The organism is Lutibacter sp. (assembly GCF_046055765.1).
Classification (GTDB): domain Bacteria; phylum Bacteroidota; class Bacteroidia; order Flavobacteriales; family Flavobacteriaceae; genus Lutibacter.
On sequence record NZ_JASFZF010000126.1, the window covers coordinates 1 to 19,041 of the forward strand.

Consider the following 19,041-nt stretch of genomic DNA (forward strand, 5'->3'; position numbering starts at 1 on the left):
AACACAATGAACTTCCATATGGAGGCACTTTAATTATAGGGAATAAAATGATTGAAATCAAAGATATGGGGAAGCATTATTAAATTGTTTTAAATCAATAAAAAAGGTTAAAACCCGTTCATTTACCTATGGTAACAAAAAGTATTGTAAAATGGACACTTTTGCAATGGTAAAGATTTTAGAAAAGTTGAAAGATATACTGTAATCAGGCATTTAACTAGAATTGGCTTTATTAGTATTTAACTATGTACGGTGAATATGAATAGTATTCACCGCATATAATAATGAGAAAATATTTGAAATGAGGAGATTAAGTAGTATATTTACCGCATAATAAGCAGAGAATGGAATTATGTATACATCAAAAAAAGGAATGGCCTAAATTTAAATGGGATACGAATTCTATTGTAACACTATTAGCAAAAGTAAGAAACCTACAGGGAAAAATTACAGGTAAAATGGAGAGTATAGGATTTGATTTACAAAGCGAAGCCGTACTTGAAACTATTACAATAGATGTTATCAAATCAACAGAGATTGAGGGGGAAATATTAAACCTAGAGCAAGTACGTTCATCAGTAGCAAGACGATTAGGGTTTTATATTGAAAATGAAATACCTTCTGAAAGAAATGTTGATGGAGTTGTTGATATGTTAGTTGATGCTACTCAAAATTTTAATTTAAACTTAACTAAAGAACGTCTTTTTGATTGGCATGCTGCTTTGTTTCCAACAGGTAGAAGTGGGATGTACAAAATTATAGTTGGAGACTGGAGAAAAGATACTACTGGTCCAATGCAAGTTGTTTCTGGAGTAATGGGAAAAGAAAAAGTGCATTTTGAAGCTCCAAAATCAGATTTAATTGATGCAGAAATGAAGCAGTTTCTAAATTGGTATAACAAGAAACAAACACTAGATCCTGTCTTAAAAGCGGCGATATCACATCTATGGTTTATAACAATACACCCTTTTGAAGACGGAAATGGTAGAATTGCAAGGGCATTGACAGATCAACTATTGGCAAGAGCCGATGGTATGCCACAGCGATATTATAGTATGTCTTCACAAATTAGAGTTGAAAGAAAACAGTATTATAATACTCTTGAGAAAACACAACAAGGAGGTTTAGAAATTACAGATTGGTTGGTTTGGTTTTTACAATGCTTATTAAATGCCTTGGAATCTTCAAATGTGATTTTAGAAAAAGTACTGCACAAACATAAATTTTGGAACACACATGGAGTAGCAATTCAAAATGAAAGGCAAAAAGTTATGTTGAATAAGTTACTCGATAATTTCAATGGAAAGTTAACATCTTCTAAATGGGCAAAAATAACAAAATGCTCAAATGATACAGCTTTAAGAGATATCCAAGATTTAATAAAAAAAGGAATCCTCAAAAGAGAAATAGCAGGTGGTAGAAGTACAAATTATGATTTGGTTACCCTTATGACCTCTAAAATTTAGAATACCTTATTCTCTCCTAAACTATTTCCGAAAATCAATATTTTTTTTTAATTAGATTAATACCTGAAAAATTTACATTAAAAAAGTGCTTTAATTTCTCAATATTGGTGTCAATTGTTTCATTTCTCAAAAATATTTAATTTAGATTTACATGAAAATAAAACTTATTTCAAAATGAAATTAAATTAAAAAAAAATACTGGTAAAACAACTTTAGGTAGAAATATTCCTGTATTAGATTTCTCTAAAGGAAATGGTAGAAACGAAGATGTAATAGTTTTATTAATAAGACAGCATCCATATGAAGTTACAGGTTATTATCTATAAATAATTCTAAAGTTTCAAATAAATATTATTGAAAAAGTATCTGTATTAGAAATGGTGAAAATTTTGCTAAAAGAATAATATATTTTGATTGTAATCAGCTTCATTTTTTATTGGTATTTAATTTAAATTTCAGATAAAAAAAGTATATTTGATTATTAGGTTTACTGTGATAATGAATAGTTGAGAGTAATACAAACTTTTAATAATACTCCATAAGAAGTTTTGGATAAAGAGGATTTAAAAAAATATAATTTAGAGAACCAGAAAACACTTGAAATCCGTTTATGGGGAAAACTAAAAAAAGGTGACATTACTGCACTGGGTGATCTTTATGATCAATACATAGATATTTTATTTTCTTACGGAATGCAATTAACAAATAACAAGAATCATGTTATGAATTGTATACATGACCTTTTTCTTGATCTTTATAAATACAAGTCAAAATTAGCCAAAATAGACAATGTTAAGTATTACTTGTTTAAATCATTAAAAAGAAAGATTTTTAAAAAGGTTAATACAAAACTGGTGTTAACTAAAGATAATTATTTAATTGAAAATTCTTCTGAAAAAGGAATCTACAGTAAGTCTTTTGAAGAAGTTTTAATAGCTTCAGAGCAAGTTTCAGAAAGATCAATAAAATTGGCTGAAGCCTTAAATTTCTTAACAGAGAGACAAAAACAAGCTTTATTTTTAAGGTTTACTGAAGATAGACCTTATGAAGAAATTGCAGAACTTTTAAATGTGTCGGTTCAAACTTCCAGAACTACAATATATAGGGCTATTAAAGTATTGAGAAATCGCTTGATTTCTCTTGTTTTTAGTGTAGTGTTTTTATTTTTTTAAGAAAAAACTTAAAAATAATGTCTATAAAATCAAAATACATTGCTTATTAGTTATGTGGAGTGTAGAGACTTTGTTTTAACTTAAAGTAAGAATCAATCCAAAAAATACATTTTATAATTAAAAAAAATGAAAGAAGAGCAATTAAAAAATATAAACTTTACATCTTTAAACGAAGATGAAAAAAGAAAATTAAAAAAGAAAATCATTAAGAATGCTTCTTTTTTAAATAAAATGAAACAACGTTTTAGGTATGGAATTGGAGTTGCGGCTTCAATTTCTTTAATTATTTCGATTACTTTATACTATCAAAATTATCAATCTTTTTCAGTAGACAAATATGTGAAAACAGCTAATGGAATTGAGAATGAGAAGTCTGATAAGGTAAAACTTATTTTAAATAATGGTGAAGATATAGAAATAGTAGAAGATAATTCAACAATTAAATATTCAAACACAGGACAACAAATTAATATTGGAAATTCCAAAGCAATTGAACAACCAATATTGAAAAAAGATGAGATTGCGTATAATACTGTAATTGTTCCCTATGGAAAAAGATCACAAATTCAATTATCGGATGGAAGTACTGTATGGTTAAATTCAGGAACTAAATTGGTATATCCTAGAGGTTTTAGTAAAAATAAGAGAGAGGTATATTTAGAAGGAGAAGCTACTTTTAATATTACTCATGATAAAAATCGCCCTTTTGTTGTAGTTGCTGACAATCATCAAATAGAAGTGTTAGGGACTGTATTTAATGTTAGTAATTATAAAGATGAAAATTCAATTAGCACAGTATTAAAAAGTGGAAGTGTCCAAATTAGCTATAAAGGAAATTCATTATTTAAATCAAAAGAAGTGTTAAAAATAATACCGGGTACTTTAGCAGTTTATGATAAAAAAGCACATGAAATAAATACGAAAAAAGTAGATGTTGAAAAATATTTTTCTTGGATTGAAGGTGAACTAATATTTAAGAATGATAATTTAAAGTTAATTATGAAAAGATTATCTAGATATTATAATGTTGACATTATAATTAATAATGAGAATGTTGAAAATCAAACCTTTTCAGGAGCCTTAGATTTAAAGGAAACTGTTGAAGAAGTAATTAAAATGATAAAAGAAACCTCAAACTTTGAATTTAATTTAACGAATGAAAATAAAATAATTATTAACTAATAAAACAAAAAATAATAATGTAGTACTAATTTAAATTTAAAAAAAACCAGAAGATGTTAGAGCATCCTCTGGCAAGAAAATTAACATCGCTGTACCATCAGTAATATTAACTTATCAAAAACAAAATTATGAATAAAAATGTTAACTTAGATATTCTTTAGGTAGAAAAAAAATAAGGTGTTATTTGTTTACTATTATGAGAGTATTTCTTTTATTAATAACGTTAGGTTTGGGATCTGTTTATGCAAATTCTTCGTATTCACAAACCAAAATGGATATTAAAGTAAAAAATATTTCTCTTGAAGATTTATTTAAAGAAATCCAATCAAAAAGCGAATATATCTTCTTTTATAATGATGAAGTCTTAGATATTGATAAAACAGTGTCAATTCACTTAAAAAAGGCAACCTTATTTACTATTTTAGAAAAAGTTTTTTTAAATACAAGTTTAGATTATACAATTAATGATAGGCAAGTGGTTGTTAAAATTAGGACTGAGGTAAAAGTGAAAAAGAATTTAAACCAGAAGCCAGTGCAACAAAAATTTCAGGTTTCAGGAAGTGTTATAGATAAAGATGGAATGCCATTGCCAGGAGCTTCTATTCTGGAAAAAGGAACAACAAATGGTGTAACAACCGATTTTGACGGAAATTATTCTATTGAAGTTTCCAATGAAAATTCAGAATTAGTAATATCTTTTCTAGGGTTTACTACACAAGTAATTAAGGTATCAGGTAAATCAGTTATAATTATTATTCTTGAAGAAGATGCTGAATCATTAGAAGAAGTAATAGTAACAGCACAAGGTATTAAAAAGTCAAAAAAAGCCTTGGGTTATGGTATTACAAAAGTAACGTCTGAAGAAATAGAAAATCGTCCTGAGGCTAACTTAGCTAAAACTTTACAAGGTAAAATATCTGGGGTATATATTTCAACATCAAGTGGACAAACTGGTGCCGCTCCAAGTATTAGGATTAGAGGGTCTATGTCACTTACAGGGTTTAATGGGCCATTATATATAGTTAATAATGTGCCTTTTTCAGGTAGTATTAGAGATATTGACCCTAATGATATTAAAAGTATGAGTATTCTTAAAGGTTTAAATGCCGCAGTTTTATATGGTAGTGAAGGTAGAAATGGGGTTATTTTAATCCAAACTAAAAGTGGTAGTGCAGATCTTGGAGAGACCAAAACAACAGCATCAATTTCTTCAACAACCTATATGAATACAGTATCACAATTACCAGAATACCAAAATAAATATGGGCAAGGTCAAGAATTTGGTTTTATACCATCGTTCTTATCGGGTGATGGCCCAGCTTTTTCAACATTAGATGAAGTGGTTCATCCTTATGCTGGTTTAGGGAGTATATTTCCAGAGTTTGCAGGTGCAACAGTGCCTTATACAGCAAAACCAGATAATGTTAAAAATCTTTTTGATACAGGTTTAAGTACTATTTATGCATTGTCTATTTCTACATCAAAAGAAAAAGTTGCTTTTAATTTGTCTGCAGGTTATACAGATGAAAAAGGGATAATTGGTAATAACGATTTGAAACGTTTTAATATAGGAATTGGTGGTAATGCACAGGTAACCGATGATTTAAATATTTCAACTACGTTAAATTATTCTACAAGAAAAGTAAACCGTATTCAGTCTAGAGAAATATTTAATCGCATATTTTATTTACCAAGAAATATAGATTTAACAAAACTACCTTACCAAAACCCATTAACAGGTGAATCGGTATATTATAGAAACGATACAAATCCGCTTTGGACATTAAATAATTCAGGTGTTCAAGACGATATAGTTCGTGTTTTTGGAACCTTTAATGCGAATTACCAATTAAATGATGCATTTAACCTTACTTATAGGGTAGGTTATGATAGTGAACATTTGAATACTTTCGACTATTCAAACAAAGGAGGTGTAGGATCTACTATTGGAAGTGAATTTAGAACAGGTTATTTAAACCTTGATAGCAGAAAAGAAGTTGTTGTAGACCAAACTATATTACTTGGTTATAATAAACAGTTAACAGATGACTTAAACTTAGAAGTGCAGATTGGGGTTAATTCTAAATTAACAAAATCGCAAAGAACTTCTTCAGACTCGCAAGGTCAGTTAGTTTACAACTTTTTAAGACCTAGTAATTTTAGCACATCACAATCTAGTTTTTATACCGTAGATGAAAATATTGCTGGGGTATTTGGACAATTTCAGTTAGGATATAAAAATTACTTATACGCAACATTATCTGGTAGAAATGATTGGGGAAGTACAGTAGAATCTGAAAATCAATCTTTATTTTATCCTGGTACATCCGTATCCTTTATTCCTACTTCTGCATTTGATATGGGTGGAGATATTGTTAATTATTTAAAATTAAGAGCAGCTTATGCCACGTCTTCTGGTTTTCCAGGACCTTACAGAACCAGAAATACACTTATTATAGATGCTAACAGATTTGCAGCTGCAGATGGTTCACTCCCTGTAACTAATAGGTTTAGTAGAATATTTGCGAACCCAGATTTAAAACCTGAATTACACCGAGAGTTTGAGATTGGTATTGAAACGAAATTATTTAAAAATAGGGTGACATTAGAAACCTCATTGTATAAAAGAATTTCAGAAGACCAAATTGTAGAATCTCCGTTAGCACCTGCTACAGGATATGATATTCAATTTATTAATTTAGGTAGAGTAGATAATAAAGGGGTAGAAGTTGATTTAGGTATTGATATTGTTAAAAATGAAAATTTTAATTGGAATTTAAGAAACATTTTTACAGCGGATGAATCTTTAGTGGTTGAAACTACTGCAGCAGGTTCTGATATAAATTTAATTGCTGATAGATGGGCAGTTGAAGGATTGCCAATAAACGCTATTAAGGGAGATTATGCGGTGAGAGATAGTGAAGGTAATTTTTTAATTAATAGTAATGGGGGTGCCTCCAGACAAGGAGAAATTGTTAATAGTGCAAATATTGGGTTAGTAGATAAAGTAATTGGAGATCCTAATCCAGACTGGAGATTAACAACAATAAATAGTCTAAGTTATAAAAATTTCACATTTTCTGCACAAATAGAATATAGACATGGTGGCGAAATATCTTCCAGAGCTATAGAAGATCTATTAGAACGTGGTGTAACTAGGGATACCGAGAATAGAGAAGGAACTTTTTTTATACCTGGCTTTTTAGCAGATAGTGGAACAGGAGAACTTATTTTAGATCCAAATGGTAATAAAATACCTAATAACATTCAAATGGGTGGTATGAGAACAGTGTTCTCAAATTATTATGATAATAATGATTTAAGTATGTGGGATGCTTCCGTTTTTCGCTTAAGAGAATTATCTATGGGATATTCTTTTAAAGGAAAAGAAGGAGATAAATTACCATTTGATAAAGTTAATTTAACCTTGACAGGAAGTAACCTTTGGTACGTAGCACCTAATTTTCCAAAGTATGTAAATTATGATCCAGAAAGTGATGGTGGCTTAGGTAGAAATAATGTGCCAAATACGAAACGATTTGCATTAGGTATAACAGTTACTTTTTAAAAACAAATAAACATGAAAAATATATTTAAATATTTAAGTATTGGTTTAGGGGTAACTATTTTTCTCCTATCCTGTGAAGTTACTAATTTTGATTTACAAGATAATCCAAACTTTTTAACTCCTGAAAGTTCAGATCCCGAATTTTTGTTAAATGAAATCCAATTTTTGTTTCAAGACATTATGGGTGATATGGTCAGAAACACAGATGATATTATGCGTTACGAAGCAATGACCGATAATTATGGTGATGTAGCCAGTCCAACGGTTTTAAATATTGAATGGGAACGCTTTTACGAAGCATTAAACATATCAAGAACTATTGAAAATCAAGCTGCTTCAGATTCAAATTTATTGTTTCATAACGCCATAAGTAAATTACTAGTAGGGTATCTTACAGTAACTTTAGTTGATTATGTGGGAAGTATACCTTATGAACAATCATCTAACCCATTAGAATTCCCAAACCCTAAATTAGACAATGGTATAGACCTGTATAAAATGGTGTTGTCTGATATAGATCAGGCTATTATAGATATTAATACTGCTACATTTAATGTATCGTCAGATTTGTTTTACGGAAGTGATAAAGCTAAATGGACAGCTTTTGCAAATTCTTTTAAATTAAGGTTGCTAATACAAACCAGATTAGCAAGTAACGATTTAGGAATTAGCAATTTAGGTGCAGAAATTAATACATTATTAGGTATGAATATAATAGATACAGAATCAGAAGATTTTGTATATCGCCATGCTGCTGTTGAAGAACCAGAGAGTAGGCACTTTTATTTTACAAGAGGATACCTAACTGGATTTTCACAATATATTGGTAATTATTTTATGTGGATGCTAAAAGATTCTAAATCTGAAAAAGATCCTAGAATACGTTATTACCTGTATCGCCAATCAGATATAGATCCCTTTACAGGCCCTCCTTATTTAGCATGTGGAGGTGATCCAGCAGTAGACTTTTGTTATATTGGTGAACATTATTGGGGCTTAGACCATGGAGAGACGAGAACCGGTCGTGGTGATAATAATTTAAGAACTACTTATGGAATTTATCCAGGTGGTGGTGCATTTGATGAAGATCAGTTTGTTGTAGCGTCTAATACTCCTAATTTATTAGGAGCAGGAATACAGCCAATACTAACAGCTTCCTATATTAAATTTTTAACAGCAGAAGCAGCTTTAACTTTAGGTACAAATGGTAATCCTGCTGTGTTATTAGAAGAAGCAATTAGAGCATCTATGTCTAAAGTTTTAAACTTTGGAGGTGTTACTTCTGCATTAGCAGCAACCAATACTGATGTGGATAATTATGTAAATGAAGTTATGATTAATTATAATGCTGCCACATCTGACGATGAGAGATTAAACATAATAATAACAGAATTTTATTTAGCAGGTTTTGGAAATTCAATAGAAGCCTACAACGCTTATAGAAGAACTGGATATCCATTAAATATTCAAATTCCAATTGATAATGATAATCCAACATTTCCAAGAAGCTTCCCTTATTCTAATGATGCAGTGAATAATAACTCGTCTATTGAACAAAAGCAAAATACAGTTAAAATATTTTGGGATACGAATCCAGATGGATTTATAAAATAAATTTTAAACTTAATAACATGAAATACATATATAAATATTTAGCTTTTTTTATTCTAATAATAGGTTGTTCAGATGACAATAACTTATTAGATGATGTTGCCATAAGAGGTGGTTTTATACAATTTGAAGAAGTTCCAGAATTGAGTTTTAATATATTAGAATTAGATACTGCAATTTTATCTACAAAAGTAATTGATCCAAATAATAATATAACTAGTTGCTCACTAGCATTAATTTATAATGAAACTGTAGTAAATGATTTTGTTGTTTTAACGTCGTTTCCTACCAATTTAGAAATAGCCATTAGCGATATTATAAGTGCTTTGGGTCTTACGAATGATGATATTAAATCTAATTCTAAATTCACTTTTTTAGCAACCATAGTTACTCCTACAGGAACGTTTTCAGCCTTAACCCCAAATTTTGTAAATGGTGTGAACATTGGAGGCGATACAGCAAGCCGTTTAAAATCTAGTTCTGTAAGAGATGCAGTTGATTTTGCTATTACTTTTTTTACACCACCAGGAAAAACTATTAAAGGGACTTCTTTTGAAGAAGTTGCTGTAGGAGATGAAAGCGCAAGATATACTCGAAATGGAGGGAATAATGAAGATGGTGATTTAGTTAATGGAGAAAATCCTCCATTTGTAGATTTTATTTCTACAGGTAACGAAATTGGTTTTGATTCAGAATTTGTTGCCATTCCAGGTATTAGCTCAAGTAGTTTAGGGTTTTCTTCAGAACGTATTGGTGTAACAACAGCCTTAGAAGATGTTCAACCATTTCCTGATGGTACACATGCCTTTCATATGGAAGATGCTGATGGAGCAATTAGAATTACTTTCGATACTGTAGATGTTCCAGCTGGTCAAGAAAATTCAGGTGTTTCATTTCAATACTTTTTTAGAAGTACAAGTTGGGAATCTAAAGATGGTATTAAGGCCTATGCAAATATAACAACAGATTCAGGTAGTGAGGTTATAGAAATTGTTAACCGTTTAGGTAGTGATGCGAATGAGGTTGAAGGTGTTTGGAATACTGCAAATTCAGGATTTTTGAAAGGTGTACGCTCATATCAGTTAGTAATTCAAATTCAATCGGGACATGATACAGAAGATATTTATATAGACAATATTATTATTTTTGAACCTGAAGATTAGAAATATTTTTTTTAAAATAAATAGTAATAAATAATGAGAACTAGAGTTTTTATAACTTCTGTATTTCTAAATATCTTTTTCATACTTACTATAAATGCTCAAAAGAGTATAGCCAATTTAGTGGCTTCTGCAACACCAGAAGCCACTAAAGCAGGTGAACTTATATTGAAAAAAGGAGGAAATGCTATAGATGCTGCAGTAGCTGTTGCATTTACTTTAGGAGTCACAGAACCAGCAATGTCTGGTATTGGAGGAAGAACAATGCTAATTGTTTCAATTCCTAATAAACCACCAATTGCAATTGGAGGAATAACCTTAACACCTTCAGTTTTAGAAAGTGATATTGAGAGAAAATATTTAACGTATTACAAGCAAATATCAATTCCTTCCCAAGTAAAAGTATTGCATTATACTTGGAAAAAATATGGAAGTGGAAAATTAAAATGGAATGAATTATTGCAACCAGCAATAAACTATGCTGAAAATGGATTTATAGTTGGTATGCATCGTCACCATGTTTTTAAATTAATGGAGAAGAAATTTATTCAGAGTCCGTACCATAATAAAGAGTTATTAGTAGAAGGTGGAATTCCAGCAAATGGTGACGTAGTTAAACAACCAACATTGGCAAAAACCTTAAAAAGAATTGCTACTCATGGAGCAAATGATTTTTATAAAGGTCAAATAGCAAAAGATATTGCTGAAGATATGGCGAATAATGGTGGATGGATTAGCTATAATGACCTAGTGAATTTCCCAGAGCCTAAAGAGCATAGACCTGTTCATACTACTTATAGAGGATATGATGTGTATTCTTTTATGCCACCAGGTGGTGGTTGGGGTGTACTATTAGCATTAAATTTATTAGAAAATGAAAAGCTTGAAAATATAAATAAATACTCCTTTAAAAGAACAAAAAGTTTGATGAAGGCTCTTAATAAAGCACATAATGATAGAAAAGATGCTCCAATTCTAGATTATATTAATTACCAGCCAGAAGTTAATAAGAAGTTATCTAAAGAATATGCAAAAGACTTGTTTTTTAAAGATAATTCTTCAAATGAAACTTCTGAAAAGGATAACGAACAGGGAGAAACAACACATGTCTCAATTATAGATAAAAATGGTGTTGCAGTAAGTATGACTTCAAGTGTTGGAGGATATTTAGGTTCTGTAACTTCAACAAAAAAATTAGGATTTTTCTATAATAGTTATATAAAAAGTATAATGGGGTTTGGCTTTGGAAAACGAAAACCAATACAACCAAATGCCCTTATTCCTTCGTCAATGAGTCCTAGTTTAGTTAGAAAAAACGGAAAAAATGTATTAGTTATTGGGACTCCTGGAAGTAAAAGAATTGTTTCTACAATTTCACAATTAATACAGCTTTGGATTGATGGAAATGAAAGTATTTCGGAGATAATAAAATATCCAAGAGTACACGCGATAAATGATGAAGTTTATTTAGAAGATCAATCTTTAGATGCCGCAGATTTACAAAAGATTAGAGATGATGGTTTTAAAGTAGTTTTTCCTAGTTACGACTTAACAATTTCTGGATTAAATGCTTATTTTGGCGGTGTTCATGCGATAGAATTTAAAAATGGAATTTGGAAAGCTGCTGCTGATCCTAGGAGAGATGGTACTTCAACAAAAAATTAATATTTTAATAGTAATAATATTATACTTTGTTTCAATTAAGAGGTTGTTGTCTAAACATTTACAACAACCTCTTATTAAAATTTAATAATGAAAATAAAATCGTCCATATTAATTGTAGTTTTAGTTGGATTTTTTCTATTTTCTTGTTCAAAAGAATCAGAAAAAATCTTTAAAGTAGATCAGTTAACGATTGATGCTTCGTTTAAAGGAGCAAGACTTAATCAATTTGAAAAAATAGGAGTTAATACATACAAAGCTCATATTTATCCCGCATTTGAACCTGTTAACAAAAGCCCTTGGTTTGCATTTAGCATAAATTCAAAAACACCTCAAGAAATTAAATTAAAACTTTATTATAATACCTATAAACATAGGTATATACCAAAGTTAAGTTCTGATAGGGTTCATTGGAAAAAAATAGAAGCTAAAAACATTAGTATTGATACAGTATCAGGTGAGGCTACTTTAAAATTGAAACTTACAAATAAGAAATTATTTATTGCTGCTCAAGAAATCGATTCTTCAGAAGACACCTATAATTGGTTATTTAAAATATTAAAAGAGAATAATTTTTTAAGAAAAGAGATTGTAGGTACAACAGTAAAAAAACAGCCTATTTATGCGGTAATATCAGAAAATAAAAATATAAAAAAATCAGTTGTATTAATTGCAAGGCAACATCCTCCTGAAATTCCTGGAGGAACAATTGGATTTAGAAGTTTTTTTGAGGAATTAATGTCTAATTCTCCTTTAGCTATTAAGTTTAGATCAACTTACAATATTTATACATTTCCATTATTAAACCCAGATGGTGTTGATATGGGAAATTGGAGGCACAATGCAAATGGAGTAGATTTAAATAGAGATTGGGTTGATTTTTCACAACCAGAAACTCAAACTGCAAGAAATTTCATTTTAGATAAAGTTAAAGAGGGAAAGAGTATAAATTATGCCATAGATTTTCACACCTCCTATTCTGGACCTTATTTATTGGTTCTTGATAGCATTAATCAAAAAAAGGTAAAAGGATTAACAAGTAAATGGATAAAAGACATTGAGAATAATTCCAAATTTAAAGTAGAAGCCAGAAAAAGAAGTCAGGAATTACCTTATTGTTATAATTGGTTCTATAATACATTTAAAGCGGAAGCTGTAACCTATGAAGATGGTGATGAAATAGATAGAGAAATCATAAAAGATAGAGCTAGAGTATATGCCTTATATTTTATGAAAATTATGAATTTAAAAATTAAAGAAGAATTATGAAATTAATAAGCCAAAGATTATTCCTATTATTTACAATAATTATTTTAAGTGTTTCGTGTAAAAAATCAATTACAGCGGATATTGTAATAAGAAATGGTATTGTTTACAATGGAGAAAATGAGACACCATTAAACGTTTCAATTGCAATTAAGAATGATAAAATTATCTATGTAGGAAATGAAAATAAATATACAATCAATGCCGACAAAATAATTGACGCTAGCGGATTAATTGTAAGCCCGGGGTTTATAGATCCACATACACATGCAGATAGAGATTTAGTAAAACCAAGCACCTCTCAAAATCTACCTTTTTTAATGCAAGGTATAACCACTGTTGTTGTTGGGAATGATGGTGATAGTTACTTTCCTTCAAAAAAGTATAAAGAATTATATAAAAAAAATGGAGTTGGAACAAATGTAGCTTTATTAGTGGGGCAAGGAACTATACGTAGCCAAATAATTGGAAAAAGTGATAAAGTAGCTTCAGTAGATGATATCTTAAAAATGAAAGCTCTAGTACAGCAAGAAATGGACGAGGGTTGTTTTGGTATGTCAACAGGGTTATTTTATGCACCAGGAAGTTATGCAACAACAAAGGAAGTTATTGAATTAGCTAAAATAGTTGCTGAAAATGATGGTATATATGACACGCACTTACGAGACGAAAGTTCCTATACGGTTGGTTTAATACCTGCAGTTAAAGAAGCTATTGAAATTGGAAAAGAAGCGAAATTACCAATTGTTATTTCACATATAAAATGCTTAGGTGTAGATGTTTGGAATCAAAGTTCTGAAATTATTGAGCTAATTGAAAACGCGAGAAAAAATGGTATTAACGTTACCGCAAATCAGTACCCTTATGATGCTTCTGCAACCGGATTAAAAGCAGCTGTAGTACCTAGATGGGCTGAAAGTGGAGGGAAAGATTCTTTATTTATAAGATACAACAATTCTAAATTAAAAGCCAAAATATTAGAAGAAACAAAACAGAATATTACACGTAGAGGAGGTCCTGAAAAAATACTAATTGTAAAAGTTAATGATAGTATATATCTAGGAAAAAATTTATTAGAAATTTCTGAAATGCTTCATATACCAGCAGAGCAGGCTGTTTATGAAGTTTTAAAAAATAATTATGCTAGAATAGCATCGTTCAATATGAATGCAAAGGATATTTTAAATTTTATGAAACAACCTTGGTTGGTAACAGGGTCTGATGGTAATACTGGGCATCCACGTAAATATGGTTCATTTCCTAGGAAATACAACAAATATGTGAAGCAAGAAAAAGTGATTAATTTGGCTCAATTTATAAATAGAAGTACTTCTAAAACAGCTGAAATAATTAAAATACCAAATAGAGGAAAGTTAAAAAAAGGGTATTTTGCCGATGTTATTATTTTCAATCCAGAAACATTTAAAGATAAAGCTAATTACACCAATGCTTTTCAATATTCTGAAGGATTGGAGTATAGTATTATTAATGGAAAATTATCCATAGAAAAAGGAAAATATACGAATCTTTTAAACGGAAAAGTTTTAGAAAAATAAGAAATCATGAAAAAAATAAATTTAATTTATGCAGTTTTATTACTTTTAGTAGTTACTTCTTGTAAACAAAATCAAAAAGAAAATAAATCCATACAAATTGAGAATGATAAACCAAACATTATAAATACGATTATTAATGATAAAGAAAATTTTTATTATGTAGATTTTAGTAATTACCCTAGTAATAATGCAAGTCTTCCTATTGGAGTATTCGACTCTGGGACAGGTGGTCTTACAGTTTTAAAGGCAATTGTAAATTACGATCAAAATGAAAATAATTCATATCAACCAGGAAGTGATGGTATTCTCGATTTTAATAAAGAAAATTTTATTTATTTAGGAGATCAGGCTAATATGCCGTATGGTAATTATTTTAAAGAAAATAAAGTTGATTTATTAAAGGAACACATTATTAAAGATACTCAGTTTTTAATGGGTAATAAATATTATGCTTCAGCGAATGCTATTTCAGTAAATACAGATAAAAAACCTGTAAAAGTAATTGTTATTGCCTGTAATACTGCTACAGCCTATGGGAAAGAGTATATTGAAGAGTTTTTAAAAAAGGCAAAATCAGACATTAAAGTAATTGGTGTAATTGATGCTGGTGTAAGAGGTGTTTTAGAAACTATAAAAAAAGATGAAAACGGTATAATAGGTGTTTTAGCAACAACAGGTACTGTAGCTTCAAAGGGATACCAAAACACCATTTTTAAATTTAAAAATCAATTAGGATTTACAGGGAATATTGAAGTGTTTTCACAAGGAGGAATTGGAATTGCTGAAACTGTAGATGAAGATGCTAACTATTTTAATAAAAATCTAAAGAAACCGAGGAAAGATTATAAAGGTCCGGCATTGGATGGAGATGTTAAGATTGATAGAACTTTGTTTGATATATATAATTTTGATTTTAACAATAGTAAAATGTTGTGCGATTCAGAAAAAGCAGATGATTGTTCAATTTTACAAATTAACGATGCTGAAAATTATGTGCGTTATCATGTCGTTACTTTGTTAGAAAATATTAGAAAATCAAATACTTCAAATCAATTAAAATCAATTATTTTAGGATGTACACATTATCCATATTTAATAGATGAGATAAACTTAGTATTGAATGAGTTGTACAATTATAAAAGTAAAAATGGGAATTATTTATATAGAAAGTTTATGGCTGAAAACATTCAGTTAGTAGATCCTGCTGTAAATACAGCTAAAGAATTGTATGAACATTTAAATAAAAAAGAGTTATTCAATCCAAATGGAAATATTAAGGATAGTGAGTTTTATATAAGTGTGGCAAATAAGGATAATAAAAATACGATTCTTAATGAAGAAGGAAAATTTCCGTACAACTATAAATACGGTAGAAATGCTGGAGAAATTCAAGAATATGTTAAGGTAGTACCTTTTAGTAGAGATAATATTTCAGAAGATATATTAACACGTTTTCAAAAACAAATTCCTTATGTATATCAATTAATGCAAAATTTTAATGCAAAAAATGATAAAACTAAAAACTTAAAACAAGAACAAAAAATATAATAATTAATGCAAAATTTTAAGCAATTTTTGTTCTTGTTTTTAGTAGTTGTTTTCAACTCTTGTGGTGGCTCTGATGATTCTCCAGAACCAGTAATAGATAAAACTCCACCTACTGCACCTACAAATTTACAGGGAGATAACATAACAAAAACTTCGCTTGATTTAACTTGGATAGCTTCTACAGATAATGTTGGAGTAACGGCCTATATTTTATATAAGAATGGAATTAATTATGTAGCAACAACAAGTACAACTTATACTATTACAGAATTAAATTCTAATACAAATTATAATTTTAAAATTTCAGCCAAAGACGCAGCAGAAAATGAGTCTGTGTTTAGTAATGTACTTGAAATTACAACGGAACAAGAAGATTTAGATATTCCAGAAAACGTAAATGTAATTTGGCCATTAAGTGGCGACTCTACATTTTCACCAAATAGTGGAGATGAAATTGCTGACGGATATGGCCCTCGAATGTTAAGTGGTAATTACGACTTCCATAGGGGAATTGACTTTCCTGAGCCTACTGGAACCCCAATTTATACAAGCTTAAGAGGTGGTCAAGTGGTCAGAGTAGAAGCATCTCAGCCAGGATCAACTTTTGAACGTTGGGGTAACTGGGTTGTAATAGCTTATCCGGCTAGTTCACATCCCAACCCAGATCATAGCAGTGTTTTTCAGATAGCCTATCTTCACCTTTCAAGTGTGAATGTTAATGTTGGACAAAATATTAGTATAGGGGAAAAGATTGGAGAAGTGGGTAATACTGGTGTTGGAATTAACACAGAGCATCTCCATTTTGAATACTACGATACTATTGATAGTGGTTTGATTCAGAAAAGACATAGTAGAAATCCATTTACTTTGTTACCATATACTACAATAACACCAACTGTAACTTCTTCTAAATCAAACTCTGTAATAACTGTTAACATTGAACAAACTGTACCTAGCCTTGATGTTGTTGAAATAGCTCTTTTGGTAGATGAGATTACTATTAATCCAGTCTTGAATTTTGAACAAAGGATTGGAATGGACATAAACGATGAAGATAATGATACTTATACAGATATTGATGGTACTGTGATAAATGTTGCTCCAACTAACTTTAGTGAAGGAGATTCAATGTATTATCTGAGTATTACATTTACAAATGATGTGTTTAGCAGCATTTCAAATTATCAAGTGAAATTAACAAATGCTAAAGGTGAGGAATTTATTTATTAATATTTGTTAACCAGAGAACATAGGTAAAGCCCTTGTAGTACAAATGATGAATATCTTGCTAAATAAATATGTAGAAGAATTGGAATATAATATTGCTAGCGGAAAGCTTTCGGGTGAAAATATTAAATATACAGAAAAGTTTAATAGAAGAATTTTAATAAAAAATATAATAATTAATGAATAATCTTAAACAATTTTTGTTCTTGTTTTTAGTAGTCATTTTCAACTCTTGTGGTGGCTCTGATGATTCTCCAGAACCAGTAATAGATATAATTCCACCCACTGCACCTACAAATTTACAGGGAGATAACATAACAAAAACTTCTCTTGACTTAACCTGGACAGCTTCTACAGATAATGTTGGAGTAACAGCCTACATTTTATATAGAAATGGAATTAATTATGTAGCAACAACAAGTACAACTTATACTATTACAGGATTAAATTTTAATACAAATTATAATTTTAAAATTTCAGCCAAAGACGCAGCAGAAAATGAGTCATCGTTTAGCAATGTACTTGAAATTACAACGGAAGATGACAATCCTATATTAGTTAAAACTACTGGTAATATTGAAACTTATATAGGGAATTTTATAAATGGAGTGCCTGGAGATTCAGGGAATAACTACAAGAAACCAACATCAAATCAATTAGTTACATGGGAAATTGTTATAAATGAAATTTTAAATCAAAATATTTCTGAGGCTGTACTTAAATCTTCTGAGTTGAATTATCAAATAAACGAATTTACAGATACTACTCTAACACCAAATCAAATATTTTATATACTAGAAGAAAAGAGTGTAAAAGAGAATCATTGGGGTGTTTATGTATTTAGTAAAACACCAAGTATTGGCAATTTAATTCTTCAAGCTCCACATATAAAAAACGATATTAATACAGGTAAGCAAGCGTTTTATTGTTTTAAAAATAACCTTGCAAAAGCAGTTTTTTTAAGTGGAACACATCGCTGTAATCATTCAGAATTTTCATCTTGTTCTGGTACTACAACAACGTGTAATTCTGGGTCTCAGCCTTATAGAATTTCTGATATGGCACATAATACAAATACAGTTTTTCAAAAAACAACAGAAATTTTGTATACAAATGTGGCAAATTCGGTCTTTATTCAGCTACATGGATTTGGTAAAAACGATTCAGATCCATATGTAATTATGAGTAATGGAACAAGAGAAACACCTACAATTGATTATGCTTTACAAATTAAAGAAGCACTGATGAATGAAGATAGTTCGTTGACTTTTAAATTAGCTCATTTAGATACGGATTGGACTAGGTTAATTGGATTCACAAATACTCAAGGTAGATTTATAAATGGTTCATCAAATCCTTGTAATACTTCTGCCACAACAACAACAGGAAGATTTATTCACATTGAACAAGAAAAATCAAAATTAAGAGAAAATCAAGATGGCTGGTTAAAAATGAGTAATGCACTTAAATCTGTTTTTGAATAAAGGATAAATTGAAAGCATTAATAATAATTGAAAGAACTTAAATTTTAAAACTTTTAGATGAAAAAATTAGCATTACATTGGCAAATATTACTAGGTATGGTTGCAGGTGTTTTAGTAGGATTACTAATGACACAGTTTG

At 29.7% G+C, this 19,041-nt stretch carries 12 protein-coding genes; all 12 read left to right on the top strand.

Annotation, left to right across the window (positions count from 1 at the left end; genetic code table 11):
• The first annotated feature begins 344 nt into the window (after nucleotides 1-344).
• The 12 genes from QM495_RS12060 to QM495_RS12115 all read left to right on the top strand — a co-directional run bounded on the left by QM495_RS12060 (nucleotide 345) and on the right by QM495_RS12115 (nucleotide 18,902).
• Entirely contained in the window at nucleotides 345-1,466 is a 1,122-nt protein-coding gene (locus tag QM495_RS12060) for a Fic family protein (protein ID WP_408672365.1), read from the top strand.
• A gap of 548 nt (nucleotides 1,467-2,014) precedes the next feature.
• Nucleotides 2,015-2,638: an RNA polymerase sigma factor gene (locus tag QM495_RS12065; RefSeq protein ID WP_408672366.1), complete on the top strand. Its 624-nt coding sequence runs from the start codon at nucleotides 2,015-2,017 to the stop codon at nucleotides 2,636-2,638.
• Between the two features lie 126 nt (nucleotides 2,639-2,764).
• Complete coding sequence (locus QM495_RS12070; protein ID WP_408672367.1) at nucleotides 2,765-3,820, top strand: FecR family protein; 1,056 nt, start codon at nucleotides 2,765-2,767, stop codon at nucleotides 3,818-3,820.
• A 196-nt stretch (nucleotides 3,821-4,016) separates the two neighbouring features.
• A complete protein-coding gene (locus QM495_RS12075) occupies nucleotides 4,017-7,388 on the top strand; it encodes a SusC/RagA family TonB-linked outer membrane protein (protein ID WP_408672368.1) in 3,372 nt (1,123 codons plus the stop codon).
• A gap of 12 nt (nucleotides 7,389-7,400) precedes the next feature.
• On the top strand, nucleotides 7,401-9,002 hold the full coding sequence (locus QM495_RS12080) for a SusD/RagB family nutrient-binding outer membrane lipoprotein (RefSeq protein WP_408672369.1): 1,602 nt from the start codon (nucleotides 7,401-7,403) through the stop codon (nucleotides 9,000-9,002).
• A 17-nt stretch (nucleotides 9,003-9,019) separates the two neighbouring features.
• Nucleotides 9,020-10,162 (top strand): hypothetical protein, encoded by a 1,143-nt coding sequence (locus tag QM495_RS12085; RefSeq protein WP_408672370.1) that lies wholly within the window; start codon nucleotides 9,020-9,022, stop codon nucleotides 10,160-10,162.
• A 33-nt stretch (nucleotides 10,163-10,195) separates the two neighbouring features.
• A complete protein-coding gene (locus QM495_RS12090) occupies nucleotides 10,196-11,824 on the top strand; it encodes a gamma-glutamyltransferase family protein (RefSeq protein WP_408672371.1) in 1,629 nt (542 codons plus the stop codon).
• 87 nt (nucleotides 11,825-11,911) lie between these two features.
• Nucleotides 11,912-13,090: a M14 family metallopeptidase gene (locus tag QM495_RS12095; protein WP_408672372.1), complete on the top strand. Its 1,179-nt coding sequence runs from the start codon at nucleotides 11,912-11,914 to the stop codon at nucleotides 13,088-13,090.
• Nucleotides 13,087-14,643: an N-acyl-D-amino-acid deacylase family protein gene (locus QM495_RS12100; RefSeq protein ID WP_408672373.1), complete on the top strand. Its 1,557-nt coding sequence runs from the start codon at nucleotides 13,087-13,089 to the stop codon at nucleotides 14,641-14,643. Before QM495_RS12095 ends, QM495_RS12100 begins: the two co-directional genes overlap by 4 nt.
• A 6-nt stretch (nucleotides 14,644-14,649) precedes the next feature.
• Nucleotides 14,650-16,191, top strand: coding sequence for a glutamate racemase (locus tag QM495_RS12105; protein WP_408672374.1), 1,542 nt, complete (start codon nucleotides 14,650-14,652; stop codon nucleotides 16,189-16,191).
• A 6-nt stretch (nucleotides 16,192-16,197) separates the two neighbouring features.
• Nucleotides 16,198-17,421 (top strand): peptidoglycan DD-metalloendopeptidase family protein, encoded by a 1,224-nt coding sequence (locus QM495_RS12110; protein ID WP_408672375.1) that lies wholly within the window; start codon nucleotides 16,198-16,200, stop codon nucleotides 17,419-17,421.
• Between the two features lie 176 nt (nucleotides 17,422-17,597).
• Nucleotides 17,598-18,902 carry a fibronectin type III domain-containing protein gene (locus QM495_RS12115; RefSeq protein WP_408672376.1) on the top strand — a complete coding sequence of 435 codons (1,305 nt, stop codon included), beginning with the start codon at nucleotides 17,598-17,600 and terminating at the stop codon, nucleotides 18,900-18,902.
• Nucleotides 18,903-19,041: the final 139 nt, after the last annotated feature.